Source organism: Bacillus cereus group sp. Bc010, from assembly GCF_027716745.1.
GTDB classification, from domain to species: domain Bacteria; phylum Bacillota; class Bacilli; order Bacillales; family Bacillaceae_G; genus Bacillus_A; species Bacillus_A pacificus.
This window is the reverse complement of sequence record NZ_JAQFUY010000002.1, coordinates 26,005-52,161: the sequence shown is the minus strand read 5'-3', so window position 1 is coordinate 52,161 and position 26,157 is coordinate 26,005. Positions and strand designations below refer to the sequence as shown.

The following is a 26,157-nucleotide window of genomic DNA, read 5'->3' as shown; positions in this document are numbered from 1 at the left end:
AGGAGAGTTGTGTATGAAGTGGAAACATATAATTGGTGATGTTGAAGTGAATCGGGATTTAGTGTTATTACTCCTTATTGGAGGTTTATACACGCTCGCAATTTCTTTATCGAATACGTTTGTTAACATTTATTTATGGAAACAAACACAAAATTATGTGAATCTCGGCTTGTATAATTTGGCCAGCGTTGTATTGCAGCCCCTCACATTTCTTATAGGTGGGAAATTAGCGAAGCGTATTGATCGCTCGATCTTGTTACGAATAGGCGTAGGCACGTTAGCAATTTTTTTTATCGTTGTTTTAGTAGCGGGAAAAAGCGCTTCTCACTATATTTTATTAATGGGGGCTCTTTTAGGAGTCGGATATGGTTTTTACTGGCTCGCGTTTAATTTATTAACATTTGAGATTACAGAACCAGAAACAAGAGATTTCTTTAACGGGTTTCTTGGGCTTCTTACATCCTTCTCTGGCATGATTGGACCGATAGCAGCTGGATACACAATTTCACGTATGGAAAAGTGGAGTGGTTATACGGTCGTATTCTTCCTCTCGTTACTGTTATTTGCAATTGCTGTCGTTTTAAGCTTTTTTGTATCTAAGAGAGAATGTGAAGGTCGTTATGAGGTTACACAAGTTTTGAAAGAGCGACGGATTGATAAAAATTGGGGGAGAATTACACGTGCTCATTTTTTCCAAGGATTGAGAGAGGGAACATTCATTTTTGTTATTTCAGTATACGTGTACTTAGCAACCGATAGTGAGCTTGCATTAGGGAAATATAGCTTAGTAAATTCTGCTGTATCATTTGTATGTTACTATTTAGTTGCTCGTATGTTAAAGAAAGAGTGGCGAAAAAAAGCAATTTTACTTGGAGGCATTATTTTATATGCTGTCGTATTTTTAGTTATATTCAATGTTACATACACAAAATTACTTATTTATGCAGCATGCATTGCGATTGCATACCCTATTTTACTCGTTCCATATGGATCGATGACATATGATGTAATTGGTAGAGCGAAAAATGCGAGAGAGTGGCGTGTAGAGTATGTTGTTGTCCGAGAATTATGGTTAAATGCTGGGAGAATTTGTTCAGTTTTAAGTTTTTTATGTGCTGTATTATTCTTTCCGCCTGAAAAGAGTTTACCTTTCTTACTATGTATTTTAGGTGCTGGACATTTTCTTATTTATTTTGCAGTTAAAAATGTCAAATATGATGAAGGAAATGCAGGGAACACAAGTGTTGTAGCACAAGGAACCACGCAGAATCAAACAGAACCAGAAGGTTAACTTATCGTTTGTTTTATGCTAGAATAGAAAAAGATGTAAGACAGCAGTGAGGACACCTGTATGAAGGTGTCCCTTTCAAATTACATAGCTGTTGGTAGAGGGGGTTTGTATGGGTAAGAAGCAGAAACAACAAAAGAAAAAGACTCACGTTCCTTTTCGGTTAAACGTGCTGTTTTTCTGCGTGTTTTTAATGTTCTCCGCGGTTATTGTAAGGCTTGGATATGTACAAATTGTTCGCGGTGAGGAATATAAGAATGAAGTGGAGAGGAAAGAAAACTCGACGATAAGTAATCCTGTACCACGTGGGAAAATATTTGACCGTTATGGGCGACCTGTAGTAGATAATGCAGCTGTACGTACGATTACATTTACAAAAATGAAAGGATCAACTGCAGAGGCTCGCTTAGAAACAGCGAAAAAATTAGCAGATTTGATTGAAGTACCGACAGATAAATTAACAGATCGCGATAAAAAAGATTATTGGCTTGCTATTCATAAAGAAGAAGCGCAAGAAAAAATTACGAAAAAGGATCGTCAAGAGTTTAAAGATAAAAAAATTGACGATAAAGAATTAGATGAGCGTCAACGAAATCGCGTGACGGAAGAAGAAGTGAATCAATTATCTGCAAAAGATTTAGAAGTGCTAGCGATTAAAAGCAAAATGGACGGCGGATATGCGATGACGCCACAAGTCATTAAAAAGGATGCTACAGATGAGGAATATGCGATTATTAGTGAAAATTTAGCGCAATTGCCGGGAGTAGATACAAGTGTCGATTGGGAACGAAAATATGCATATGATGGCGATTTGTTCCGAAGTGTACTTGGAGGTGTAACAACTTCTGACGAAGGTTTACCGAGAGAAAGACTAGATTACTATCTTGTTCGTGATTATAATCGAAATGACCGCGTAGGGAAAAGCTATCTTGAGCAGCAATATGAAGATAGTTTGCACGGTAATAAAGCGGAAGTGAGAAATATTACGGATAAAAACGGTAATATTTTAGAAACGATTAATGTATCAAAAGGGCAAAGTGGTAACAATCTGAATTTAACAATTGATATGGAATTACAAAAGCGTGTAGAAGAAATTATCACGAAAAATTTATTGAGATATAAAGGGGGACAACCTCTTTTAGATCGCGCATTCGTTGTAATGATGAATCCAAAAAATGGTGAAGTTTTATCTATGGCAGGGAAACAGTTAGTAGAAGAAAATGGCGAGACGAAAGTGCAAGATTTCGCATTAGGAACGATGACAAGTTCTTATCCGATGGGATCAACTGTAAAAGGTGCGACAGTACTTACTGGGTATCAGACAGGTGCCATTCAACCAGGTTCAGTTCAACTTGATGAACCAATCAGATTAAAGGGAACGCCACAAAAATCTTCTTGGAAGACGATGGGATACATTAATGATTTAACAGCATTAAAAATGTCTTCTAACGTATATATGTTTAAAACAGCGATGAATATCGCAGGTGTTCAATATGTAAGAGGTGGTACGTTAGATATACCACAAAAAGCATTTGATACGATGCGTTATTATTTCGGACAGTTTGGACTTGGTGTAAAAACAGGTATCGATTTACCAAATGAATCTGCGGGTCAAACAGGTAGAGGAAATCAGCCAGGTTTCTTATTAGATTTATCAATTGGGCAGTATGACACGTACACACCACTTCAATTAGCACAGTATGTTTCAACAATTGCAAATGGTGGTTACCGTATGCAGCCGCAAGTTGTAAAAGAAATTCGTCAACCGGAAGCGAAACAAGGCGAAGTTGGAAAAGTCGTTCACTCAATGGAACCGAAAGTACTAAACCGTATTGATATGCCTGAATCACAAATTAAACGTGTTCAGGAAGGATTTAGACAAGTATTTAATGAGTCTGGTGGTACAGCTGCGAAATACTTTACAGGCGCATCATATAAAGCTGCTGGTAAAACAGGTACAGCTCAAACTGTGTATGGCGGAGATAAAGAGATTGGTAGAAAAGCAAACGGTGAGCGTAAAGAAACATATAACTTAACATTAGTAGGTTATGCGCCACTTGAAGACCCTGAAGTAGCATTTTCTGTTGTTGTACCTTGGGTAGATGATAAATCAGGTATTAACGGTTATATTAGTCGTGACATTATGGACGCGTACTTTGATTTGAAAAAGGTAGAAAATGGCGAAGCTACACAAGAGGAAATAGATAAGAAAAATAAAAAGCAAGATGATGAATAAAAAAGTTGTAAAAAAAGCACACTATCTGAAAAGATAGTGTGCTTTTTTTTATGGTTCATGCATACGTTTTAATAAAGTGGACAAGCAGATTATATCGGAATTTTAAGGGACCTCGCAAATAATACGTATGCATTCACTATGGGAGTTATGGACCAATCCTTAGTGAAGATGAACGGTGGCTACAGATTAATAATTTACCTAATGTTGATTCTTGTGGAACTTTACAAAACTTTTACAAACAATTAAAACCGAATTAATAGTTTAGCAGTATTCTTATATCTGTAATCCTGTTATTTCCGGTTACTTCTAGGAGGAAGAACACGTGAAATGGATAAGTGCATCGATTAAAGTTTTCATACTGTCGACATGTTTCTGTTATGTTGGCACGTCTACTGCATTTGCTGTGAATGAAATGGGAGAAGTGAGAGTTGATGGATCCTCAACGGTTTTTCCTATTATAGAAGCAGTAGCGGAGGAATATACAAAGGTGCATCCGAACGTGAAAATTTCCATCAGTGTTTCTGGAACAGGAGGAGGATTTAATCGTTTCAGTAAAGGAGAAGTGGATATAAATAATGCTTCGAGGGTAATGAAACAAGTGGAAGAAAATGAAATGAAGAAAAACTCCATTCAGTTTACACCGTTTGAAGTTGCCTACGATGGTCTTACAATCGTTGTGAATCGCCAAAATACTTGGGTAGACAATATGACGGTAGACGAGTTACGTCTATTATGGAGTGAAGATGCAAGTGAAAAGCGATGGTCACAAATTCATTCATCATGGCCACGTGAACAGGTAAAGTTTTATGCGCCAGGTGTAGACTCTGGCACGTATGATTATTTTCAAAACGTCATCTTACAAAATAATCGCATTGTAAAAAAAGTCTCTTTGTCTGAAGATGATCAAGTTATTATGCAAGGGGTAATGAATGATAAAAATGCCATTGCTTTTGTAGGATATGCTTATTATATGGCCAATCGAGATAAGGTGAGAGCAATAAAAGTAAATGGTGTACTTCCGACGAAAGATACGATTCAATCAGGTGAGTATAAGCCGTTATCTAGGTCGCTATTTGCTTATGTGAATCATGCATCTATCCGAAATAAAATGAATGTAGCAAACTATATTGAGTTTATGATTCAGCATGTTGGCAATCTTGCTGAAGAGGTTGGATATGTAAAATTACCAAAAGAAAAATACAATGAACAGCTGCGGATGTTAACAGAAATAAAAAGGTAATGTCAGGGTGGAAAGGGGTTTTCATCTTTGGCTTATAATGACAAAAGTCAAACTACATTTTCTGTACAACATTTGATTGAAAGAAATACAAAACATAGAAAAAAAACGCAGCGAATCAATCGAATCGTTCCATTATTACTAAAAATAATTGCTAGCGTGTCGATTGTGACGACACTTGGAATTATTTTCACGCTTTCTAATGAAACAATAATGTTTTTTCAAAAAATACCATTACACTCCTTTTTGACGGGAAAAGAATGGTTACCTTTTTTTGAAGATTCTAAATTCGGTATATTACCACTTATATGTGGAACGGTACTTGTAACAGCAATCGCTATGTTCGTAGCAATTCCTATCGGTTTAGCGTGTGCCGTATTTTTAAGCGAATATGCTTCAAACAGTGTGAGAAAAGTATTAAAACCGATGTTAGAACTATTAGCAGGTATCCCGACAATTGTATATGGCTTTTTTGCATTAACAGTTGTTACACCGCTTTTACAACGGATTATACCTGATTTACAGTTTTTTAATGCGATTAGTCCAGGTATTGTGATTGGCTTTATGATGATACCTACAATTGCATCTCTGTCTGAAGATGCAATGAGAGCTGTAGCAAAAGGAACGAAAGAAGCTTCGTTGGCACTTGGAGCAACTCGGTTTGAGATGGTAAAACAAGTCGTGTTTCCTTCAGCTTTCGCAGGGATTATGGCAGCAATTATATTAGCTGCTTCCAGAGCAATCGGTGAAACGATGATCGTTGTAATTGCAGCAGGGTCCACACCGAACGTATCGCTCGATCCGACACACTCTATTCAAACGTTAACAGCTTATATTGTGCAAGTGAGTTTAGGTGATGCTCCGCATGGAACACTTACTTATTACAGCATGTACGCTGTAGGCGCAACGTTATTCTTGTTTACTTTTATAATGAACATCATTTCGCAGTTTATTATGCGCCGCTTTAGGAGGGTGACATAATATGCGCATGTTGAATCATAAAAAAATACAAGAAAATATGGCATCACGTTTTTTAAAAGATCGAATTTACAAATTGTTATTTTATATGGCAATTTTGTTTTCAATAGTAATTCTGCTTATTTTACTTTTTCAAATTTTTGAAAAAGGTGTCAGTTACCTTTCGTTAGATTTCTTTACAAACTTCGCTTCGCGTAATCCGAAAGAAGCTGGGATTGCTGCAGCTTTGTCAGGAACAATATTATTTATGAGTATTGTTATACCACTCTCCTTTATATTTGGGGTCGGAACTGCTCTTTATTTAGAGCAATATGCGAAGGAATCTATATTTAAAAAGGTAATAGAAATTAATAATCAAACGTTAGCGGGAGTACCTTCCGTCGTATTTGGATTACTCGGCTTAACCATTTTTGTATACGCTCTTCATTTAGGTGAGAGTATTATTGCAGCGGCACTGACGATGAGCTTACTCGTCTTACCGACAGTTGTTGTAGCGAGTCAAGAAGCGATACGATCTGTACCGAGGTCATTATTAGAAGCTTCTTACGGGTTAGGTGCTACGAAGTGGCAAACGATGTATCAAGTTGTATTGCCATATGCGTTCCCAGGAATTATAACAGGTTGTACGTTAGCGATATCAAGAGCGATTGGAGAAGCGGCACCGTTATTAGTTATCGGGGCACTTGCATTTGCAAATTATGTTCCGTTTAGTATGTTTGATAGATTTACAGTTTTACCAATTCAAATTTTTAATTGGATGAGTAGACCACAGGAAGAATTTCAGTATGTAGCAGCTGCTGGGATGATTGTTTTGTTAGGTTTGTTGCTCTTGATCAATATAGTTGTCCTATGGTTACGAAATCGAAAATAAGTTGGAAATGGATGAAAGGGGAATTCAAATGGTAGCAACAGTAGTAAATGTACAGGTGAAAAACGAGGAGAAAATTGAGACTGCGCCAAAGAAAGTAGTATTTGATACGAAAAACTTAAATTTATGGTATGGAGAAGACCATGCTTTAAAAGATATTAACTTAAGTATTCATGAGAATGAAGTTACAGCAATTATCGGGCCAAGTGGTTGTGGTAAATCAACGTACTTAAAAACATTAAATCGTATGGTAGAGTTAGTACCAATCGTGCGAACTACAGGCGTAATTGAATATAGAGAGCGCAATATATTTGATAAATCATATCCAGTTGAAGAATTACGAACACATGTAGGAATGGTGTTCCAAAAACCAAATCCATTTCCAAAATCTATTTATGAAAATGTAGCATACGGCCCGAAAATTCATGGTATTAGCGACAAGAAAACGTTAGATGAAATTGTTGAAAAAAGTTTACGTGGAGCAGCGATTTGGGATGAGTTAAAAGATCGTTTGCATGATAATGCATACGGTTTATCTGGTGGACAGCAACAGCGTCTATGTATCGCACGTTGTTTAGCGATTGAACCAGACGTTATTTTAATGGATGAGCCAACATCGGCACTAGATCCAATTTCAACATTAAAAGTAGAAGAATTAATTCAAGAGTTAAAGAAAGATTTTAGTATCGTTATCGTAACGCATAACATGCAACAAGCTGCGCGTATTTCAGATAAAACTGCTTTCTTCTTAAGTGGAGAAGTTGTGGAGTATACAGATACAAATAAATTATTTACGACACCTTCAGATAAGCGTACAGAAGATTATATTACAGGCCGATTCGGTTGATGTCGCTAGCAAGGCTAAGAGCAAATACCCTCTTAACAGAGGGTATTTCTTATTTTTACCTCATTTAAATTAGAGAAGTAATACTTCTCCTATCTTAAGGCTTATTATAAGTAGGCTAGGTAGGAGAGTTATATATAGTGGCACATAATATTGAGGGGGAAGAAACAATGGTACGAGAACAATTTCAATGTGATTTAAAAACGTTACAGCAAAAGGTGATTGAGCTTGGTGAACTAGCGAGAGAAGCTTTATTGCTTGCTATGGAAGGGCTTCATAAAAAGGATGTAGAGAAAGCGTTAGAGGTAATAGATGGTGATTATCGTATGGATAATTTAGAAGAGGAAATAAATGATCTTGCGCTTATGCTCATTACGAAGCAGCAACCTGTAGCAAGTGATTTAAGAAGGATTTTCATTTCAATTAAAACAGCGACAGATTTAGAACGTATTGCAGATCATGCTGTTAATATTGCGAAATCAACCATTCGTCTCGGGGAAAAAGACGTGTCTGTTAGTTTGCACAATCTTGATGAGATGTTTGCGATTGCAAATAAGATGTTACAGTTAGCGCTAGATGCATATGAGCAAGAAAATTTAACTTTTGCGAAGCAAATTGCCGAAATGGATGATTCTGTTGATGAAATATATGGGAAAGCGATTCGTGAATTTATATCTTCAGTTCCAGAACAACCAGAAGCAATTACACAAATTACACAATTATCCTTTGTAGCGAGATATATCGAACGTGTAGCAGACCATATTACAAATATTGCTGAAAATGTTTTTTATTTAGTAAAGGGAAAGCATTACTTATTAAATGAATAAAGAAAAAAGCAGGTGAAACATCACCTGCTTTTTTTAGTCAAAACATGACAAAAAAAGCTCGTTGTTTCCTTTAGTTTATGATGATAAGATGTATCATAATATAATGGAAAAAATAGGGCGTATATGTTATTCGCTTATTAAGTAATATTTTAAAAGTTAATAGTAAGCGCTTTCTTCAGTTGTTGAAAGGTGAATGTATATAAGGGGAACTTTACTGCCTGTCGGCCCGATTGGTCAAGGCTAATAATCAGTAGGGGATGAAGAAAACCCCCACTGATTAAAGTTTCACTTTATTTTATACTGCTAGTTAATGCTGGGTAGATAATATACATATCGTATATGAAGTTACTGAACATTATATAAGTGGAGGCTGAAGTATATGAAGGGGGTTATTTTAGCTGGAGGAAAAGGACGACGCCTTAGACCATTAACATGTAATACTCCAAAGCCGATGTTGCCATTATTAGAAAAGCCAGTTTTAGAATACAACATTGAATTATTGCGTCAGCATGGTATACGTGAGATTGCAATTACTGTTCAGTATATGAGTACGGCTATTAAGCAATATTTTGGTGACGGTAGCAAATGGGGCGTTAACTTGTACTACTTTGAAGACTCTCCACCGCTTGGAACTGCAGGGAGTATTAAACAAGCGGAAAAATTTTTGGATGAACCGTTTGTTGTCATAAGTGGGGATGCGTTAACTGATTTTCAATTATCAGAAGGAATTACGTTTCATGAACAAAAGAAAAGAATGGTAACTATGTTTGTAAAGGAAGTAGAAAATCCACTCTCATTTGGTTTAGTTGTAATGAACAAAGAACAAGAGGTTACACGATACATAGAAAAACCGAGTTGGAATGAAGTAGTCTCTAATATTGTGAATACAGGTATATATATTATGGAGCCAGAAATTTTTTCTTACATACCGCCCCGAGAATTTTTTGATTTTAGTCAAGATGTGTTTCCGTTATTGGCAAATAAGAACGCATTATTTGCATATTTGTCAGAAGGTTACTGGTTAGATATCGGTACATTTGATCAATATCGACAAGCACAATTTGATTTGTTAACGAAAAAATTGCAAGTACCTATTCCATATACGGAAGTATTACCGATGGTATGGATGGGAGAAGGGGTAACGATTGGAAAAGGAACGAAAATTCACGGTCCTTCTTTTATTGGTGAAGGAGCAAGAATTGGTGCTGGATCTGTAATTGAGCCATACTCTATTATCGGGAAAAATAGTGTTGTTTCAAGTTATTCTCATCTTCAAAAGAGTATTATTTTTGCAAATGCGCACATTGGGAAATATTGTGAGTTACTAGAAACGACAATAGGAGAACATACAATGGTGGAAGATGACGTTACATTGTTTCAAAAAAGCATTGTAGCGGACCATTGTCATATAGGGAAAAGTACGGTAATTAAGCAAAAGGGAAAACTATGGCCATATAAGGCGATTGATAGTCATTCGGTAGTCGGATCGGCTGGTGTTCAAGAAAGTGAGAAGAGTGCAGGATGGTTGCAAAAAAGCCGCATTGTAGGAAGAGGTAATGTGGAGATTACGCCTCAATTTATTGTAAAGGTTGCGATGGCGTACGGATCTCTTTTTGCCAAAGGGGAAAGTATATTAATCGGGAGTCAAGAACATATAGAAACGACTTCTTATAAAAATCTTTTTCTTCATGCAATTCATGGTATTGGGATTCATACGATGGAATGCAAAGAAATGAACGAATCACTTTTTCAGTACAGCATTCAAGATTTGCAATGTGCGGGCGGGGTTTTCATTCAAGCGGAAAAAGAAAAAGAGATTGTTATAAAGTTGTATGGTAAGGATGGGGCACAGTTAACGTATAAGCAGCAAAAAGCGATAGAACAAGTGTATATGTCTGAGTCGTTTTATTACGTATGTGAGAAGGAAATGGGGCGGAATAAGCTAGTACACGTTTCTTTACATAATTATATAGAGGCTGTATTAGAGCGTATTGATATTGAGAAAATAAAAAAACAGAAGTTTCATCTTCTTATTAATAAGAGAAATGATATGTTACAACATTTGCTTATGCTCTTTTTGCAAAGGCTCGGATGCACAGTTACGTGGATTTATGCGGGCGAACAAAAGGATCATGTGAAAGCTTTGATGAAATCAAGTAAAGCAAATATGGCGCTTATGTTTTCAGAGCAAGGAAATTATTTCGAGTTATATGATAATCATAGTAATATTTACCAAGGGACGGATTTTGAAGAGATTGATATTCCAGATTTATTACTGGAATCGGCAGGAAATATTTACCCAATGTCTTTGAAATTAGGAGAATGTTATCTTCTATTTTATACGCAGGATGAAAAAAAATCGTTTCAAGCGAGATGGAAGCGAGATATTTTATATCGAATTGGAAAATTATTCGAGTTAATAGCATTGCAGGGAAAAACCTTTCTCAGCATAGTAGAGCAATCACCGCCGCTTTATTTACTTTGTGATGAAGTTGTATGTTCATGGAATGAAAAAGGGAAAGTGATGAGGAAATTATTGGCTGATATCGAAAGGAAGGAAGAAGGCATATTTGAAGGAGTACAGTTCAAATATACCGAAAAAGAGTGGTCTTATATCGTTTCTGACACAAAACAACCGAAATTTTTAGTGTATTCACATGCTAGAAACCCAGTAATAGCAAGGGAAAACATGAAAAATCTTATAGAAAAAATTAGACAATATCAAAAGGTGTAGAATTTTTATTTTAAAAGTGGTATTATAGTATAGTCTGATTTAAGTTATTAGTACTGGAGGGAAATAAGAATGCGTGTGAATATTACTCTAGCATGTACAGAATGCGGAGATCGTAACTATATCTCAAAGAAAAACAAACGTAACAACGCTGAGCGTATCGAGCTTAAAAAGTATTGCAAGCGTGACAAGAAGTCTACGTTACACCGTGAAACAAAGTAAGCAGTAGGAATATTTTCCTACTGTTTCTTTTTTTATTCGATTCCTCTCTTAAAAGTGATACACTATCATCGTAGAGCAAAGTATCACTGTGAGGGGGGAAATGTGTGAGAGAAGAGAAACTACGTTTACGTAAACAAATAATAGAGCACATGAATTCTTTATCAAAAGAACGGTATACAACTTTATCAGAGCAAATAGCATTTTCGTTGTATGAGCAAAAAGAGTGGGCTGAAGCTAAAACAATTGGAATCACTCTCTCAATGGAAAATGAAGTGAATACATATCCTATTATCGAAAAAGCTTGGGAAGAAGGAAAGAAAGTTGTCGTTCCGAAGTGTAATAAAGAAGCAAGAACAATGTCCTTTAGGAAAATTAGCAATTTTGATCAGTTAGAAACAGTGTATATGAATTTACGTGAGCCAATTCCAGCGTTTACGGAAGAAGTGAATGCAGATGAAATTGACCTTCAAATTGTACCAGGTGTAGCTTATACAGAGCGAGGAGAGCGGATTGGATATGGTGGTGGCTATTATGATCGTTATCTCATGCATTATAAAGGGAAAACGCTATCATTAGCTTATAGTTTTCAAATGGTAGACCATATTCCAATAGAGCCGTTTGATAAAAATGTAGAAAAAATTATTACAGAAAAAGGAACAATGGTTAAAAATGGGCTTGTATAGACAAATAAAAATTGACGAGACTTTTTCTTCTTGATTATAATAAAATATGTGAACGTTTTCTTATTATAATTTTTTATAGTAAGTGAGCATAGAGGGTGATGAAATGGTATCTATATATGATATTCAGCAATTGCTAAAGAAATTTGGTACGATTATTTATACGGGAGATCGAATTGCAGATTTACAATTAATGCAAGATGAATTGCGTGAATTAAATCAATCACAGCTAATCGATCCACAAGACTATCAAACAGCTTTATTTTTATTGAAGCAAGAAATTCAAAAAGAGCTAAATAAGAATTAGATAAAGGTAGGTAAGCAACATGGAAGAGAAATGGTTAGTTGGTGTTGACCTTGGTGGTACAACGATTAAATTAGCATTTATTAATGTATACGGTGAAATTTTACATAAGTGGGAAATCCCTACGAATACAAATGAGCAAGGAAAACATATTACACTTGATGTAGCGAAAGCTATTGATAAAAAGTTAGAAGAGTTAGGCGAATTAAAAAGTAAGTTAATCGGTATTGGTATGGGAGCTCCTGGCCCTGTACACGTGGCGTCTGGAATGATTTATGAAGCGGTTAACTTAGGATGGAGGAACTATCCGTTAAAAGATTTATTAGAAGTAGAAACAGGATTACCTGTGGTTATTGATAATGATGCGAACTTAGCAGCGCTTGGTGAAATGTGGAAAGGTGCTGGTGAAGGAGCAAAAGATTTAATTTGTATGACGCTTGGCACTGGTGTTGGCGGCGGTGTAATTGCCAATGGAGAGATTGTACACGGCGTAAGCGGTGCTGCTGGTGAAATCGGACACATTACAGTCGTTACAGAGAATGCTTTCCCATGTAATTGTGGGAAGTCTGGTTGCCTAGAAACTGTAGCATCTGCAACAGGTATTGTGCGTGTTGCTATGCAAAAAATACAAGAGACTGATAAAGAAAGTATTCTACGTTCTATGTTAGCAGAAGAAGGACGTATCACATCAAAAGACGTATTTGAAGCACATGGACAAGGTGATGAACTAGCAGGCGAAGTAGTAGAAAAGGTAGCTTCTTATTTAGGATTAGCTGTAGCAAACCTTTCTAGCACGTTGAACCCAGAGAAAATCGTTATTGGCGGAGGTGTTTCTAAAGCTGGAGATGCACTTTTAGAACCAATTCAACGCTATTTTGAGCAATATGCTTTCTCACGTGCTGTAAAGAGCACGAAGTTAGCTATTGCAACACTTGGTAATGATGCAGGTGTTATCGGAGGAGCTTGGCTTGTAAAAAAGCACAAATACGAAGCGAAGATGATATAAGTTGTGAAGTATGAAAAGAGGAAGGGGAAACCCTTCCTCTTTTTGTGCGAAATCTTGATGAAGACGAGCATGTAAATGAATTAAGCTGCTGGTGGGTACCCGTTATATAGAACAGTCATGATTGTAAACCATCCGAAAACGAGTACAGTTGCAATTGCAAAGCCGCCCGCGAGAAAATTCTTTTCGCGAAGTGTTCTAAGCGTAGCAAATACAGCTAACAGAGTGACAAGCGTAAAAATAATAACAAGGCCCATACAATATCCTCCTCTGTCTACCCATTCCTTAATATGAGTTTTTGGAATATTTACTCTTTTATATTGTACATGTTTTAAAAATGATTGTCGAGATAGCATCCTTTCTTTTCCTAAGAGAAAAAAATGTTGTATCATGGAAAGTAAGTTTAATAATTGGAGGAGATTTTCATATGAAATGGATACAAATGCCGTTAGGCCCATTACAAACAAATGCTTATATTTTAACGAATGAGCAAAATGAGTGTATTATCTTTGATCCTGGTCACGAAGGAGAGAAGCTCGTTACATATTTACAAGAAGAACAATTAAAGCCATTGGCTGTTTTATTAACACATGCTCACTTTGATCATATTGGTGCTGTTGATGCGGTAAGAGACGCTTTTCATATTCCTGTGTACGTACATAAAGAAGAAGCAGATTGGTTAGGCGATGCAACTGTAAATGGTTCTCAAATCTTTATGATGAATCGCAGCATTACAGCAAAACCAGCAGATCATATTATTGATGCAGAAGGTGCATTAGCAATTGGTTCATTTAACTTTGAAATTTTTGAGACACCAGGACATTCTCCAGGCAGTATTTCTTATTACTGTAAAGAGGCGAATGCTGTATTTTCTGGAGATGTATTGTTCCAAATGAGTATTGGAAGAACAGATTTACCTGGTGGAAGTTTTGCAGAATTGATTGGAAGTATTGAAGAGAAATTATTTGTATTACCTGATGAAACAGCGGTGCTATGTGGACATGGTCCAGAAACAAGCATTGGTTTTGAAAAAGAAAATAATCCATTTTTACAGTAAGGAGCTAGTGTGAAGATGGAGCTCATTTTAAAAGAATGGATGGAAAAAGAAAAGGATTATTCAATTTCATACAGTACATATATGAACCTCGCATTATACGCAGAGGAACATGGGTATTATATGAAAGAACGTGAAAAAATAGGAAGACAAGGGGACTTTTTTACAAGTAGCAACGTATCCTCTGTGTTTGCAAAAACCTTTGCTAAGTTTTTTATTCGTCTTGTTGAAAATGGTGAAGTTGTTCCACATATTTGTGAGATTGGTGGGGGGACAGGAAGGTTTGCCTATGATGTTTTACAAGAATGGAAGCAATTATCACCGGAAACCTTTATTGATTTAAACTATTCGATAATTGAAATGAGCCCTTTTCATAGAAAATTGCAGCAAAAAACTCTTTGTTCGTTTTCTAATGTGTCATATTATACGTCGCATAGTGAAATGGGAGAATCGTTCGAGGGGATTCTTTTTTCGAATGAGTTATTTGATGCATTTCCTGTTGAAGTAATTGAGAAGAGAAATGGAATATTGTATGAAGTACGTGTTACGTACACAGAGGAAGGGAAACTTGCAGAAGTATGTAGGCCGTTACATAAAAGAATTGGTCGATACTTATTGAAATATAATATTCATCTTGCTGAAGGCCAGCGTTTTGAAGTGCCAATTGCGATGGAAGAATATATAAAAGAAATTGCGAAATGGTTTCAACGAGGTGTATGTATTACAGTTGATTATGGATATACAAAAGAAGAATGGATGCATCCTGCACATCAAGAAGGGAGTTTACGAGGATATTACGAGCATAAGTTAATTCGTAATCCTTTAGCGTATCCAGGTGAAATGGATCTTACTACTCATATTCATTGGGATGAACTGAAAGAAATGTTTAGCCTGCAAGGTATGAATATGGTATGGCATAAGAAACAATCTGAGTTTTTGTTAGCAGCAGGAATACTAGAGCTGCTTACGAATCATCAAGATAGGGATCCTTTTTCTGAAATTCAAAAACAAAATCGTGCAGTTCATTCTATGATTTTGAGTGGGGGATTAGGGAGTGCATGTGATGTTGTTATACATACGAAACATATGCAACAGTTACACTTGGATCGGTATTTGAAAATATAAAAAAACAAGACACAGCATAGTTCTGTGTCTTGTTTTTCAATACGACTTATGTAGCATCATATATTTCCTCTCATGATATATATTTATATTAAAGATATGAGATGAAAAATATAAAATACGTCCTTTTTCTCTGTCTATGAGTCCCTAACCCAATAATACGCGAACGAGTTGAATAATTGTCTCGTTTTCTACTTTGTAATAAATTTCTAATCCTTTTCTTTCACTTGAAACGATTTTAGCACTTTTTAACTTTGCTAAATGCTGTGAAATTGTAGATTGTGGCATGTTTAAGCCAGTGTACATTGTAGAAACGTTGCTTGGACCACGTTCAATTAATCCTTTTACAATACATAAGCGAACAGGATGAGCAAGTACTTTCAATAATTCTGCATTGCTTTCATATAGTTCTATTTCTTTTTGAAAGGTTTCTAACATGTTCTTTTCCACCTCCGTGTGAGCTGTTATACCATATTATACATACCAAAAAATTAAAGAAAAGGAAACAGTTGTTGCAGAAAAACATTCCTAAAGTAAAGAAATTGTAAGAAAAGAGACCCTGATGTAAATAAAGTAGATAATTTAGCACGGTTTTGTAAAATGACATTTTTGGGTGAAAATTTCGATGCGTTTTAAAAATTGAAAGATATAGATATATTTGTAACACAATTTTATCATGATTTTCTTATTCTTTCAAATGAATATACAAAATTTTTAAAATAATATGACAAAGGGATTGTAATGTTATATATAGAATATAAAACAGGTTAAAAGAAAAGAAGCTGAATGTAGTCAGCTTCTTTATGGTGAAAATGAAATGTTTGAATATAGCTGATAAATCTTAGAATTACCAAGACGTTAGTTATGTATTCTAGATTTCATCTTTCATCAATTTTAAAAATCTGTGGTTCCATATATTTTCATAAAAATCAATTGTCTCTTTTGCGGACATAAATGGATTATTTAACGTAGAGGTTGCTTTCTGGAACATGAAGTTTTCGTACCCTAGTCCATGGGCAAATTTAATCGTGGTATCCATACAGTACTCTGTTTGGGCACCACAAAATTCAATACGATGTACAGATAATTGATCTAAAATCTCTTTCAAGTTTGTGTTATAAAAAGAATTGGCATGTGTTTTTCTTACAAAAAAATCTTGTTTTTGAACATCTAAATCTGAATGAATAGCCCAAAGTTCTTTTTCAGGTACTAAATCATCATCACAATGTTGAACGAAAAGAATTGGTTTATTTGATTTTCTGTATGAAGAAATTCTTTTATTTACTTTTGTAAGTAAATTTTGTAAATTAAATAAATGCTCCTCACTATAACATACTCCATTTTGTAAATCGATACGATTAAAACATCTGCACATGTATCCATTATTTTTGCCCCTTTTTTACTTCTTAATATATCAATTAACTCATTACTTGGAAATAGATAGTGATCTGTCATTTTTTATGGATTATACGAAGGGTTGACAAATATACTTATCAGCGTAAAAAAGAAGATATGATAATTTAATTTCATATCTTCTCTGCTCTCTATGCATTTACAGGTTCTTCTACATAAGAAAGGGCATTTTCAAAATCGGATATTAAATCGTCAACATTTTCAAGACCGACGGATAGCCGAAGTAATGAATTTGAAATCCCTCTTTCATCACGAGCTTCTTGCGATAGTGCTGCATGTGACATTTTAGCTGGGTAGGAAAGGATCGATTCGACAGCCCCTAAACTAACCGCAAAGACAGGTAATTTTACTTTTGATAAAAATTGGCGGAGTGCGTCTTCTGATTGTAAAGTGAAAGATAGGACAGCTCCTGCTGATGTAGCTTGAGATTGTTGAATGTTAAATCCAAGATGTGTTTGTAATCCTGGATAATAGACATTTTGAACTTTAGCGTGCTCTTGTAAATAGTGTGCAATTTTATTGGCATTAGCAGCTGAATGCTCAAGACGTACATGCAATGTTTTTAGACCACGAAGTACGAGAGAACAATCTTGCGGGCCTAGAATAGCGCCGAATGAATTTTGTAAAAAGCCAAGTTTTTGAGCGAGATCGGCATCTTTTACAACTGCTAATCCGGCAGTAACATCACTATGACCGGCAATGAATTTTGTGGCACTATGAAGAACGACATCAGCGCCAAGGTCAAGTGGTTTCTGGAATAGTGGTGTCAAAAATGTATTATCAACAAAAGTAAGGGCGCCAATAGATTTTGCAAGTTTAGAAACAGCACGAATATCTGTCACTTTTAAAAGTGGATTGGAAGGTGTTTCTACATAAAAGAGTTTTGTATTTGGCTTAATGTTTTGTTTTATTTCTTCTAAATTGGTCATATCAACAAATGTATGTGAAACACCGTAACGGGAGAGAACTTCAGTTATCATTCGATAAGTCCCTCCGTATACGTCTTCTGAAATGAGTACGTGATCACCTTGTGAAAGGAGGAGGAATGCAGTAGAAATCGCTGCAATTCCTGATGCGAAGGCAAATCCTTTTGTTCCGCCTTCTAATAAAGCAATGATGTCTTCAAGAGCTTCACGAGTTGGATTGCCTGACCTGCTATAGTCATATTTCCCGAACGTATCTACATCAAATTGGTGAAATGTTGATGTGTTATAGATGGGAACGTTAACAGCTCCTGTTTGCGAGTCATGTTTATATTGGTTGTGCAGTAAGAGTGTATCTATAGAATAACTCATATTCTTACACCTTCTTTTACAAGTTTAATGGCTTGCTGTAAATCTTGAATTAAATCGTTACTATTTTCAATACCAACGGAAAATCGAAGAAGACGATTACATACACCGTTTGCTGTTCTAATTTCTTCAGGAATATCAGCGTGTGTTTGCGTTGCTGGATATGTCATTAAACTTTCAACACCACCGAGACTTTCGGCAAATGTAATTAAGGATAAAGATTGTAAGAATGGATTAATCCATGTTTCATCTTTCAGACGAAATGAGATCATGCCGCCTCTTCCAGGATAAAATACATCTGTCACCCCATCCTCATCATTTAAATAAGCAACAACTGCTTTTGCATTTTCTTCATGTTGTCTCATGCGAAGCGCTAACGTTTTCATACCACGAATTAATAGCCATGAGTCAAATGGACTTAAGACTGCACCAGAGGCATTATGATAATGAGCGATTTCCTCACAAAGTTCCTTTCCTTTTGCAACGACAAGTCCGCTTAGTACATCGTTATGACCACCTAAATATTTCGTTGCACTATGAAGTACGATATCGGCACCTTCTGTTAATGGCTGCTGTATATAAGGTGTGTAGAATGTGTTGTCTACAATAAGAAGTAGTCCGTGTCTTTTCGCTACAGTTGCAACAGCGGCAATATCGGTAACTTGCATTAATGGATTAGTTGGAGTTTCTATGAAAATAGCCTTCGTTTTCGTTGTGATGGCTTGCTCAATTTGTTTAATAGATTGTGTATTTACGTATCTACATCGAACGTTCCACTTTTTTTCGTGCTCAGAAAATAATCGATAAGTGCCACCGTATAAATCTTCGGAAACAATAAGTTCGTCTCCAGAGCGGAATAGGGAAAGGACAAGAAGAACGGCTGCCATCCCTGAACTACAGGCATAACCTTGTTCGCCGCATTCTAAGTCTGCGATTGCCTGTTCTAATAGGCCGCGCGTTGGATTTCCAGTTCGTGAATAATCAAATCCAGTAGATTTACCAATTCCTTCGTGACGATAAGCAGTTGAAAAATAAACAGGTGGATTAACAGTTCCTGTTGTAGTTTCACTCCGGTTTCCGATTTGCGCTAATTTTGTTTCGATAGTTGACATGTGAAAATTCCTCCTTTTTAAATTGAACCATTAGTTGAATATAAAATAAAAAAAGCCTTCTAAGAAGAAGGCTTTCGGTTTGAATAGAGTCTTCTTCTCATCTGTCAAATCTTTCACAATTTGCTGGAATTAGCACCTTATTAACAAATGTTAATGGTTGCTGAGGCGTCATAGGGCCAGTCCCTCTACCTCTCTAGATAAGAATGTTCGTATGAAATTTTATTATGTTTTTAACTTTACAACAAAAGATAATTGAATTGCAACTTTATTTTAAATAATTTTTATTTTTCCGCAAGTGTCATTGACTTTTGTATTTGTGCGTGCTAAATTTATAAAAAAATTAACAAACATTGTTAAAAGGGGAACGCATTTCCTTTTAGCTACATAAATAAAATAATAAAGACAAACTCTTATTGAGAGCGGTGGAGGGAAAGGCCCTGTGAAACCCGGCAACCTTCAAACGAAATGTTTGAAACGGTGCTAATACCTGCAAAACGAATGTTTTGCATAATAAGAGGAGGATCGATTATGTCCCCCTCTTCAAAGTGAAGAGGGGGTTTTTATATTGATAGAAATGAGGGAGATTTGTGAAATTACTAGATTTATTATCAAAAGGAATTGTAATAGGTGATGGTGCGGTTGGGACGTTATTACATTCACATGGTTTACAAAGTAGTTTTGAAGAATTGAATATATCTGATCCAGATTTAATTATATCGATTCATAAGCAATATGTAGCGGCTGGGGCAGATGTGATTCAAACAAATACGTACGGAGCAAATGAAGCGAAATTACGTATGTATGGATTAGAAAATCAAGTTACTGAAATTAATAGAGCGGCAGTAAAACTGGCGAAAGCATCTGTTACAGACAGAAATGCAATTTTAGGCACAATTGGTGGTATGAAACATATCGGGGCGGTTACGACAACTGATATGGAGCGAGAATTTATGTTACTGGAACAGGCAAGTGCATTATTAGAAGAACAGGTAGATGGACTGCTATTAGAGACTTTTTATGATGAGTTTGAATTACTTCATGCTGTCCAGGTGTTACGAAAAGAAACAAATATTCCAATTGTAGCGCAATTGGCGTTACATGAGGCGGGTACGACTCAAAATGGAAATGATGTAAATGAAATATTAAAACAGCTTTTAGATTACGGTGCAAATGTTGTTGGATTGAACTGCCAACTAGGGCCACTTCATATGACGGAAGCTTTTAAAATGATATCGATTCCGAAAAATGGTTACTTGTCAGCATATCCAAATGCAGGTCTCCCAAATTATGTGGAGGGACGCTACGTATATGAGGGAAGTCCAGCTTATTTTGAAGCGATGACACCGAAATTTATTGAGCAAGGTATTCGGTTATTGGGCGGTTGTTGTGGCACGACTCCAGAACATATTGAAAGTATGAAACGTGCTACTCTAAATGTTACGCCTGTAATAGAAAAGGATACGGTTCAAAGACCGAAAGTAGTTCATACACATGAGAAACGTTCAAAAGCTCATGTCACTTTAGCAGAGAAAGCAAAAAAACAAACGACAGTAGTAGTGGAATTAGATCCACCAAAAACGTTAGATACGCAGCGGTTTTTTGAAGGCGCAAGAGCATTGAAAAGAGCTGGAGCAGATGCTATTACTCTAGCAGATAATTCGTTAGCATCGCCCCGTATCTCGAATATGGCAATGGGAGCATTATTAACGAAGCATGATATTCCGGTATTGACGCACTTAACATGTAGAGACCATAACGTCATCGGACTACAATCTCATTTACTAGGATTATCAGCGTTAGGGATGGAAGAAGTGTTAGCTTTAACTGGAGATCCAGCACGCGTTGGTGATTTTCCAGGTGCCACTTCTGTATATGATTTGTCCTCTATCGAGCTCATTAAAATGATTAAAGAAATGAACGATGGGCGTTCCGTTTTAGGGAAATCCATTGGACCGGCAACAAGGTTTTCTGTGGGCGGTGCATTTAACCCGCATGTAAGACATTTAAAAGCAGCGGTTAAGCGAATGGAACGGAAAATAGATGCTGGAGCAGAATATTTCTTAACGCAGCCAATCTATGATATCGCGTTAATTGAAGAAGTGTATGAGGCGACAAAGCATTTAGAACAACCTATTTTTATTGGGATTATGCCATTAATAAGTAAACGGAATGCAGATTTTCTTCATTTTGAGGTGCCGGGTATTACTTTACCTGAAGCAGTAAGAGAGAGAATGGATGGACATGAAACGAAAGAGGCAGCAATTGAGGAAGGGATTCGTATTTCTCAAGAATTGATCGATGCTGCGATGAAATACTTTAACGGCATTTATCTTATTACACCATTTCTAAAATATGAAATTACAGAACATCTTGTTAAATATGTGAGAGAAAAGCAAGAAGTGAAAGAAGGTATTAATTGATGAAATGTATAGAAGAAAAATTACAAAATAACATCTTAATATTAGATGGTGCAATGGGAACGATGATCCAGCAAGAGGATTTAACTGCGGAAGATTTCGGAGGAGAGGAGTACGAAGGGTGTAATGAGTATTTAGTAGAAACAAGACCAGATGTTATTTTAAAGATTCATAAAGCTTATATTGAAGCTGGAGCGGATATTATTGAAACAAATACATTTGGGGCAACCAATATTGTACTAAGTGATTATGAGTTATCTCATTTAGACGAGGAGCTAAATGAGAAGGCAGCGCGTTTAGCGAAGCAAGCAGTCGAAGAAAGCGGGAAGGAAGTATATGTTGCGGGAGCAATGGGACCGACAACGAAAGCGATTAGTGTTACTGGTGGTGTAACGTTTGAAGAATTAATTGAAGCCTATACGCGGCAGGCAAGAGGATTGTTGAAAGGAGAAGTGGATGTATTACTCGTTGAGACGAGTCAAGATATGCGTAACGTGAAGGCTGCTTATATTGGAATTCAAGCGGCTTTTGATGAACTAAATACAATTGTACCTATCATGATTTCGGGAACGATTGAACCGATGGGAACGACTCTAGCTGGGCAAACAATTGAGGCTTTTTACTTATCGGTAGAACATATGAAGCCATTATCTGTTGGATTAAACTGTGCGACTGGTCCGGAGTTTATGAGAGACCATATTCGTTCTCTATCTGATTTATCGGAGTGTTACATTTCTTGTTATCCAAATGCAGGTCTTCCTGATGAAGATGGACATTATCATGAATCTCCATCCTCGCTTGCCGAGAAAGTGAAGCGATTTGCAGAAGAAGGATGGGTTAATATCATCGGTGGTTGTTGTGGTACAACACCAGAACATATAAAAGCAATGAAATCTGCATTAACGTCTCTTAAACCTCGTGAACAGCAAGAGAGAGCGGGACATGGGGTTAGTGGATTAGAGGCACTGCAATATGATGACTCTATGAGACCGTTATTTGTTGGTGAAAGAACAAATGTTATTGGATCACGTAAATTTAAACGATTAGTAGCAGAAGGGAAATTTGAAGAGGCTGCTGAAATCGCTAGAGCGCAAGTGAAGAAAAATGCTCATATTATTGATATTTGTATGGCAGACCCGGACCGCGATGAAATAGAAGATATGGAAAACTTCTTGGCAGAAGTTACGAAAGTGTTAAAAGTACCGATTATGATTGACTCAACAGATGAACATGTGATGGAGCGAGCTCTTACTTATATTCAAGGGAAAGCTGTTATTAATTCAATTAATTTAGAAGATGGAGAAGAGCGATTTAAAAAAGTGACACCGCTTCTTCGTAAATATGGTGCTGCAATTGTAGTTGGAACAATCGATGAAGATGGAATGGCAGTAAGTGCGGAAAGAAAACTAGAAATTGCGAAAAGAAGTTATGAGTTATTGACGAAGAAATATGGTATACGCCCATCAGATATTATTTTTGATGCACTTGTATTTCCTGTAGGGACAGGTGATGAAGAGTATATTGGCTCGGCGGCTGCGACGATAGAAGGGATTCGCCTTATTAAAGAAGCATTACCAGAGTGTTTAACGATTTTAGGTGTAAGTAACATATCATTTGGTTTACCACCAGCTGGTCGCGAAGTGTTAAATTCCGTCTTTTTATATCATGCAACGAAAGCAGGGTTAGATTACGCGATTGTAAATACGGAAAAATTAGAGCGCTATGCGTCAATTCCTGATGAAGAAAAACGCCTTGCAGATGCATTGCTTTTTGAAACGACGCAAGAGACGTTAGAAAAATTTACAAACTTCTATCGCGTGGCAAAAAAGAAAGATGTTGTTGTCCAAGAAACATTAACTCTTGATGAAAGGCTCGCAAATTACATTGTAGAAGGTACGAAACAAGGTTTACACGAAGATTTAAGTCTCGCACTTACAGAAGGAAGAAAACCTTTGGATATTATTAATGGCCCACTTATGACAGGAATGGATGAGGTAGGACGATTATTTAATAATAATGAGCTTATCGTTGCTGAAGTATTGCAAAGTGCTGAAAGTATGAAAGCTGCTGTAAGTTATTTAGAGCCACATATGGAATCTAGCGATAGTGCGAAAAAAGGGAAAGTATTATTAGCAACTGTAAAAGGTGATGTGCATGATATTGGGAAAAATCTCGTTGAAATTATTTTAGCAAATAACGGATATGAGATTATTAATTTAGGAATTAATGTTCGCTCGGATCGAATTGTGCAAGAAGTACAAGAAAAGAAGCCTGATATTATAGGTCTTTCTGGTTTATTAGTAAAATCGGCTCAACAAATGGTAACGACTGCTGAAGATTTAAAAGCGGCGGATATTGATATTCCAATTGTTGTAGGCGGGGCAGCGTTAACGAGAAAGTTTACAGATAATCGCATTTCGCCATCTTATAAAGGGCTCGTATGTTATGCAAGTGATGCGATGACGGGGCTGGATATTATTAATAAGCTTCAAAAAGAAGAAGAGCGTGAGAAGATGAAGCAGGATAAAAAAGAACGTCATCTTCATATCGTAACAAAAGAAGAGAAGAAAGTAGAAATTCCAGCAGTAATTGAGCCATTACCGAAGGCTGAGGTTATCGTGCCGGATTCAACAAAACGAATTGTATTAAGAGATGTTCCTGTTTCACATCTCGCGCCATTTCTAAATAGACAAATGCTGCTTGGACATCACCTTGGCCTAAAGGGAAGTGTGAAGAAACTTTTGCGAGAGGGAGATAAAAGAGCGCATGAATTAAATGATTTAATAGATGAATTATTGCAGGAAGGACAATCTTGGTTAAAACCGAAAGCAGTGTATCAATTTTTCCCAGCGCAAAGTGACGGACAGAATATTGTAATATATGATCCAGAAGATCATACGCGTGTTATAGAACGTTTCACATTCCCAAGACAAGGAAAAGCACCATATCGTACTTTAGGTGATTATTTACGCCCAGTTGGAGATGAGATGGACTATGTTGCTTTCCTATCTGTTACGGTTGGAGAAGGTGTTCGTGACATTGCTGAAGAGTGGAAAGCGAAAGGTGATTATTTACGCAGTCATGCCATTCAATCGTTAGCGCTCGAACTAGCAGAAGGACTTGCTGAAAAGACACATATGCTTATTCGTGACCGTTGGGGTATTCCAGATTCACCAGAACTGACAATGGAAGAACGTTTTCGCACGAAATATAGAGGGATACGCGTGTCCTTCGGTTATCCAGCATGTCCAGAACTCGCGGATCAAGAAAAGCTATTTCGTCTTATTCATCCAGAAGAAATAGGCATTTCATTAACGGAAGGATTTATGATGGAGCCAGAAGCATCTGTAACGGCTATGGTATTTTCTCACCCTGAGGCAAGATATTTTAGTGTATTATAGTGTAGAAGGGGGAGACGTATGAAGAAAATAGTCTTTACAGGTGGAGGTTCGGCAGGGCATGTAACACCTAATTTAGCCATCATTCCGCATTTACAAGAACAAAATTGGGATATTTCTTATATTGGTTCTCATCAAGGAATTGAGAAAACAATTATAGAAAAGGAAGGCATTCCGTACTATAGTATTGCGAGCGGAAAGCTACGCCGTTATTTTGATTTGAAAAATATAAAAGATCCATTTCTTGTGATGAAGGGCGTTATGGAAGCGTATGTAAGGATTCGAAAACTAAAACCGGATGTGATTTTTTCAAAAGGTGGTTTCGTATCTGTACCAGTCGTAATTGGAGGATGGCTAAATAGAGTCCCTGTTTTATTACATGAATCTGATATGACGCCAGGACTAGCAAACAAAATTGCGCTCCGTTTCGCTTCGAAAATATTTGTTACATTTGAAGAAGCTGCGAAACATTTGCCGAAAGAAAAAGTAATCTATACAGGTTCTCCTGTACGTGAAGAAGTGCTAAAGGGAAATCGGGAAAAAGGTTTAGCATTTTTAGGTTTTTCACGTAAAAAGCCAGTTATTACAATTATGGGAGGAAGTTTGGGCGCGAAGAAAATTAATGAAACGGTTCGAGAAGCGTTACCAGAACTTCTGAAAAAATATCAAATTGTTCACCTTTGCGGAAAAGGTAATCTTGATGAAAGTTTACAAAATAAAGAAGGATATAGACAATTTGAATATGTACATGGAGAACTGCCAGACATATTAGCGATAACAGATTTTGTTATTTCACGTGCGGGCTCTAATGCCATTTTTGAGTTTTTAACATTGCAAAAGCCGATGGTTTTAATTCCACTATCGAAATTTGCAAGTCGTGGAGATCAAATACTAAATGCAGAGTCTTTTGAAAGACAAGGATATGCTTCCGTATTGTATGAAGAAGATGTGACTGTGAAATCTCTTATAAAGCATGTCGAAGAATTAAATCAAAATAATGAAATGTATAAAACAGCTCTAAAAAAATATAATGGAAAAGAAGCAATTCAAACAATTATTCAACATATTTCAGAGGCATGATGAAACAATCATGCCTCTTTTAATAGGGTGAAAGATTCCAAGAAACGGTGT

The 26,157-nt window shown here is 36.5% G+C and carries 21 protein-coding genes, 1 pseudogene and 2 riboswitches; of the genes and pseudogenes, 17 read left to right on the top strand and 5 right to left on the bottom strand.

Annotation, left to right across the window (positions count from 1 at the left end; translation table 11 throughout):
- Window positions 1-13: 13 nt before the first annotated feature.
- From PDQ68_RS03295 to glcK, 12 genes are all read left to right on the top strand, one after another.
- The gene (locus tag PDQ68_RS03295; RefSeq protein WP_016718490.1) at window positions 14-1,291 is read left to right on the top strand and encodes an MFS transporter; all 1,278 of its coding nucleotides are present in this window, start codon (window positions 14-16) and stop codon (window positions 1,289-1,291) included.
- A gap of 109 nt (window positions 1,292-1,400) precedes the next feature.
- Window positions 1,401-3,524 (top strand): peptidoglycan D,D-transpeptidase FtsI family protein, encoded by a 2,124-nt coding sequence (locus PDQ68_RS03290; protein ID WP_000516829.1) that lies wholly within the window; start codon window positions 1,401-1,403, stop codon window positions 3,522-3,524.
- 322 nt (window positions 3,525-3,846) lie between these two features.
- A complete protein-coding gene (gene phoX, locus PDQ68_RS03285; protein ID WP_016718489.1) occupies window positions 3,847-4,764 on the top strand; it encodes a phosphate ABC transporter substrate-binding protein PhoX in 918 nt (305 codons plus the stop codon).
- Between the two features lie 27 nt (window positions 4,765-4,791).
- A complete protein-coding gene (gene pstC / locus PDQ68_RS03280) occupies window positions 4,792-5,742 on the top strand; it encodes a phosphate ABC transporter permease subunit PstC (RefSeq protein ID WP_061184073.1) in 951 nt (316 codons plus the stop codon).
- A gap of 1 nt (window position 5,743) precedes the next feature.
- Entirely contained in the window at window positions 5,744-6,610 is an 867-nt protein-coding gene (pstA, locus tag PDQ68_RS03275; protein WP_001242545.1) for a phosphate ABC transporter permease PstA, read from the top strand.
- A gap of 28 nt (window positions 6,611-6,638) precedes the next feature.
- On the top strand, window positions 6,639-7,454 hold the full coding sequence (gene pstB / locus PDQ68_RS03270) for a phosphate ABC transporter ATP-binding protein (protein ID WP_000226683.1): 816 nt from the start codon (window positions 6,639-6,641) through the stop codon (window positions 7,452-7,454).
- 167 nt (window positions 7,455-7,621) lie between these two features.
- A complete protein-coding gene (phoU, locus tag PDQ68_RS03265) occupies window positions 7,622-8,278 on the top strand; it encodes a phosphate signaling complex protein PhoU (RefSeq protein WP_000251231.1) in 657 nt (218 codons plus the stop codon).
- A 379-nt stretch (window positions 8,279-8,657) separates the two neighbouring features.
- A complete protein-coding gene (locus PDQ68_RS03260; RefSeq protein ID WP_061184072.1) occupies window positions 8,658-11,012 on the top strand; it encodes a sugar phosphate nucleotidyltransferase in 2,355 nt (784 codons plus the stop codon).
- 69 nt (window positions 11,013-11,081) lie between these two features.
- Window positions 11,082-11,231, top strand: coding sequence for a 50S ribosomal protein L33 (rpmG, locus tag PDQ68_RS03255; protein WP_001265616.1), 150 nt, complete (start codon window positions 11,082-11,084; stop codon window positions 11,229-11,231).
- A 104-nt stretch (window positions 11,232-11,335) separates the two neighbouring features.
- Window positions 11,336-11,914 (top strand): 5-formyltetrahydrofolate cyclo-ligase, encoded by a 579-nt coding sequence (locus PDQ68_RS03250; protein ID WP_061184071.1) that lies wholly within the window; start codon window positions 11,336-11,338, stop codon window positions 11,912-11,914.
- Between the two features lie 103 nt (window positions 11,915-12,017).
- Entirely contained in the window at window positions 12,018-12,218 is a 201-nt protein-coding gene (locus PDQ68_RS03245; RefSeq protein WP_000253699.1) for a YqgQ family protein, read from the top strand.
- A gap of 19 nt (window positions 12,219-12,237) precedes the next feature.
- Window positions 12,238-13,221 carry a glucokinase gene (gene glcK, locus PDQ68_RS03240; protein ID WP_061184070.1) on the top strand — a complete coding sequence of 328 codons (984 nt, stop codon included), beginning with the start codon at window positions 12,238-12,240 and terminating at the stop codon, window positions 13,219-13,221.
- Between the two features lie 80 nt (window positions 13,222-13,301).
- Here the strand turns inward: glcK and PDQ68_RS03235 are convergent, their stop codons facing one another.
- Window positions 13,302-13,475 carry a DUF2759 domain-containing protein gene (locus PDQ68_RS03235; RefSeq protein ID WP_000524853.1) on the bottom strand — a complete coding sequence of 58 codons (174 nt, stop codon included), beginning with the start codon at window positions 13,473-13,475 and terminating at the stop codon, window positions 13,302-13,304.
- 170 nt (window positions 13,476-13,645) lie between these two features.
- On the opposite strand from PDQ68_RS03235, the gene PDQ68_RS03230 reads away from it, so the two are divergent.
- Window positions 13,646-14,275 (top strand): MBL fold metallo-hydrolase, encoded by a 630-nt coding sequence (locus PDQ68_RS03230; RefSeq protein WP_000871248.1) that lies wholly within the window; start codon window positions 13,646-13,648, stop codon window positions 14,273-14,275.
- A 9-nt stretch (window positions 14,276-14,284) separates the two neighbouring features.
- A complete protein-coding gene (locus tag PDQ68_RS03225; RefSeq protein ID WP_041184701.1) occupies window positions 14,285-15,397 on the top strand; it encodes a class I SAM-dependent methyltransferase in 1,113 nt (370 codons plus the stop codon).
- 144 nt (window positions 15,398-15,541) lie between these two features.
- Here the strand turns inward: PDQ68_RS03225 and PDQ68_RS03220 are convergent, their stop codons facing one another.
- The 4 genes and pseudogenes from PDQ68_RS03220 to metI all read right to left on the bottom strand — a co-directional run bounded on the left by PDQ68_RS03220 (window position 15,542) and on the right by metI (window position 19,211).
- Complete coding sequence (locus PDQ68_RS03220) at window positions 15,542-15,832, bottom strand: ArsR/SmtB family transcription factor (RefSeq protein WP_000894375.1); 291 nt, start codon at window positions 15,830-15,832, stop codon at window positions 15,542-15,544.
- 433 nt (window positions 15,833-16,265) lie between these two features.
- Window positions 16,266-16,777: pseudogene (locus tag PDQ68_RS03215) on the bottom strand (cysteine hydrolase family protein).
- Window positions 16,778-16,938: 161 nt separating this feature from the next.
- Window positions 16,939-18,102, bottom strand: coding sequence for a cystathionine beta-lyase (gene metC / locus PDQ68_RS03210; RefSeq protein ID WP_016718483.1), 1,164 nt, complete (start codon window positions 18,100-18,102; stop codon window positions 16,939-16,941).
- Complete coding sequence (gene metI, locus PDQ68_RS03205) at window positions 18,099-19,211, bottom strand: cystathionine gamma-synthase/O-acetylhomoserine thiolyase (RefSeq protein WP_016718482.1); 1,113 nt, start codon at window positions 19,209-19,211, stop codon at window positions 18,099-18,101. Before metI ends, metC begins: the two co-directional genes overlap by 4 nt.
- A 94-nt stretch (window positions 19,212-19,305) precedes the next feature.
- Window positions 19,306-19,415: riboswitch (SAM riboswitch) on the bottom strand.
- A 203-nt stretch (window positions 19,416-19,618) separates the two neighbouring features.
- Window positions 19,619-19,728, top strand: a riboswitch (SAM riboswitch).
- 70 nt (window positions 19,729-19,798) lie between these two features.
- On the opposite strand from metI, the gene PDQ68_RS03200 reads away from it, so the two are divergent.
- The 3 genes from PDQ68_RS03200 to murG are packed head-to-tail and all read left to right on the top strand — an operon-like array spanning window position 19,799 to window position 26,106.
- Window positions 19,799-21,631, top strand: coding sequence for a bifunctional homocysteine S-methyltransferase/methylenetetrahydrofolate reductase (locus PDQ68_RS03200; RefSeq protein ID WP_000770334.1), 1,833 nt, complete (start codon window positions 19,799-19,801; stop codon window positions 21,629-21,631).
- Window positions 21,631-25,029 carry a methionine synthase gene (metH, locus tag PDQ68_RS03195; protein WP_061184069.1) on the top strand — a complete coding sequence of 1,133 codons (3,399 nt, stop codon included), beginning with the start codon at window positions 21,631-21,633 and terminating at the stop codon, window positions 25,027-25,029. The genes PDQ68_RS03200 and metH overlap by 1 nt, the downstream gene beginning before the upstream one ends.
- An 18-nt stretch (window positions 25,030-25,047) precedes the next feature.
- Complete coding sequence (murG, locus tag PDQ68_RS03190; protein WP_016718480.1) at window positions 25,048-26,106, top strand: undecaprenyldiphospho-muramoylpentapeptide beta-N-acetylglucosaminyltransferase; 1,059 nt, start codon at window positions 25,048-25,050, stop codon at window positions 26,104-26,106.
- Window positions 26,107-26,157: the final 51 nt, after the last annotated feature.

Coding starts and splice junctions, on each gene's coding strand:
- PDQ68_RS03295 (WP_016718490.1), top strand. CDS start 14: ATGAAGTGGAAACATATAATTGGTGATGTTGAAGTGAATCGGGATTTA.
- PDQ68_RS03290 (WP_000516829.1), top strand. CDS start 1,401: ATGGGTAAGAAGCAGAAACAACAAAAGAAAAAGACTCACGTTCCTTTT.
- pstA (WP_001242545.1), top strand. CDS start 5,744: ATGCGCATGTTGAATCATAAAAAAATACAAGAAAATATGGCATCACGT.
- pstB (WP_000226683.1), top strand. CDS start 6,639: ATGGTAGCAACAGTAGTAAATGTACAGGTGAAAAACGAGGAGAAAATT.
- phoU (WP_000251231.1), top strand. CDS start 7,622: ATGGTACGAGAACAATTTCAATGTGATTTAAAAACGTTACAGCAAAAG.
- PDQ68_RS03260 (WP_061184072.1), top strand. CDS start 8,658: ATGAAGGGGGTTATTTTAGCTGGAGGAAAAGGACGACGCCTTAGACCA.
- rpmG (WP_001265616.1), top strand. CDS start 11,082: ATGCGTGTGAATATTACTCTAGCATGTACAGAATGCGGAGATCGTAAC.
- PDQ68_RS03245 (WP_000253699.1), top strand. CDS start 12,018: ATGGTATCTATATATGATATTCAGCAATTGCTAAAGAAATTTGGTACG.
- glcK (WP_061184070.1), top strand. CDS start 12,238: ATGGAAGAGAAATGGTTAGTTGGTGTTGACCTTGGTGGTACAACGATT.
- PDQ68_RS03235 (WP_000524853.1), bottom strand. CDS start 13,475: ATGGGCCTTGTTATTATTTTTACGCTTGTCACTCTGTTAGCTGTATTT.
- PDQ68_RS03230 (WP_000871248.1), top strand. CDS start 13,646: ATGAAATGGATACAAATGCCGTTAGGCCCATTACAAACAAATGCTTAT.
- PDQ68_RS03220 (WP_000894375.1), bottom strand. CDS start 15,832: ATGTTAGAAACCTTTCAAAAAGAAATAGAACTATATGAAAGCAATGCA.
- metC (WP_016718483.1), bottom strand. CDS start 18,102: ATGAGTTATTCTATAGATACACTCTTACTGCACAACCAATATAAACAT.
- metI (WP_016718482.1), bottom strand. CDS start 19,211: ATGTCAACTATCGAAACAAAATTAGCGCAAATCGGAAACCGGAGTGAA.
- metH (WP_061184069.1), top strand. CDS start 21,631: ATGAAATGTATAGAAGAAAAATTACAAAATAACATCTTAATATTAGAT.
- murG (WP_016718480.1), top strand. CDS start 25,048: ATGAAGAAAATAGTCTTTACAGGTGGAGGTTCGGCAGGGCATGTAACA.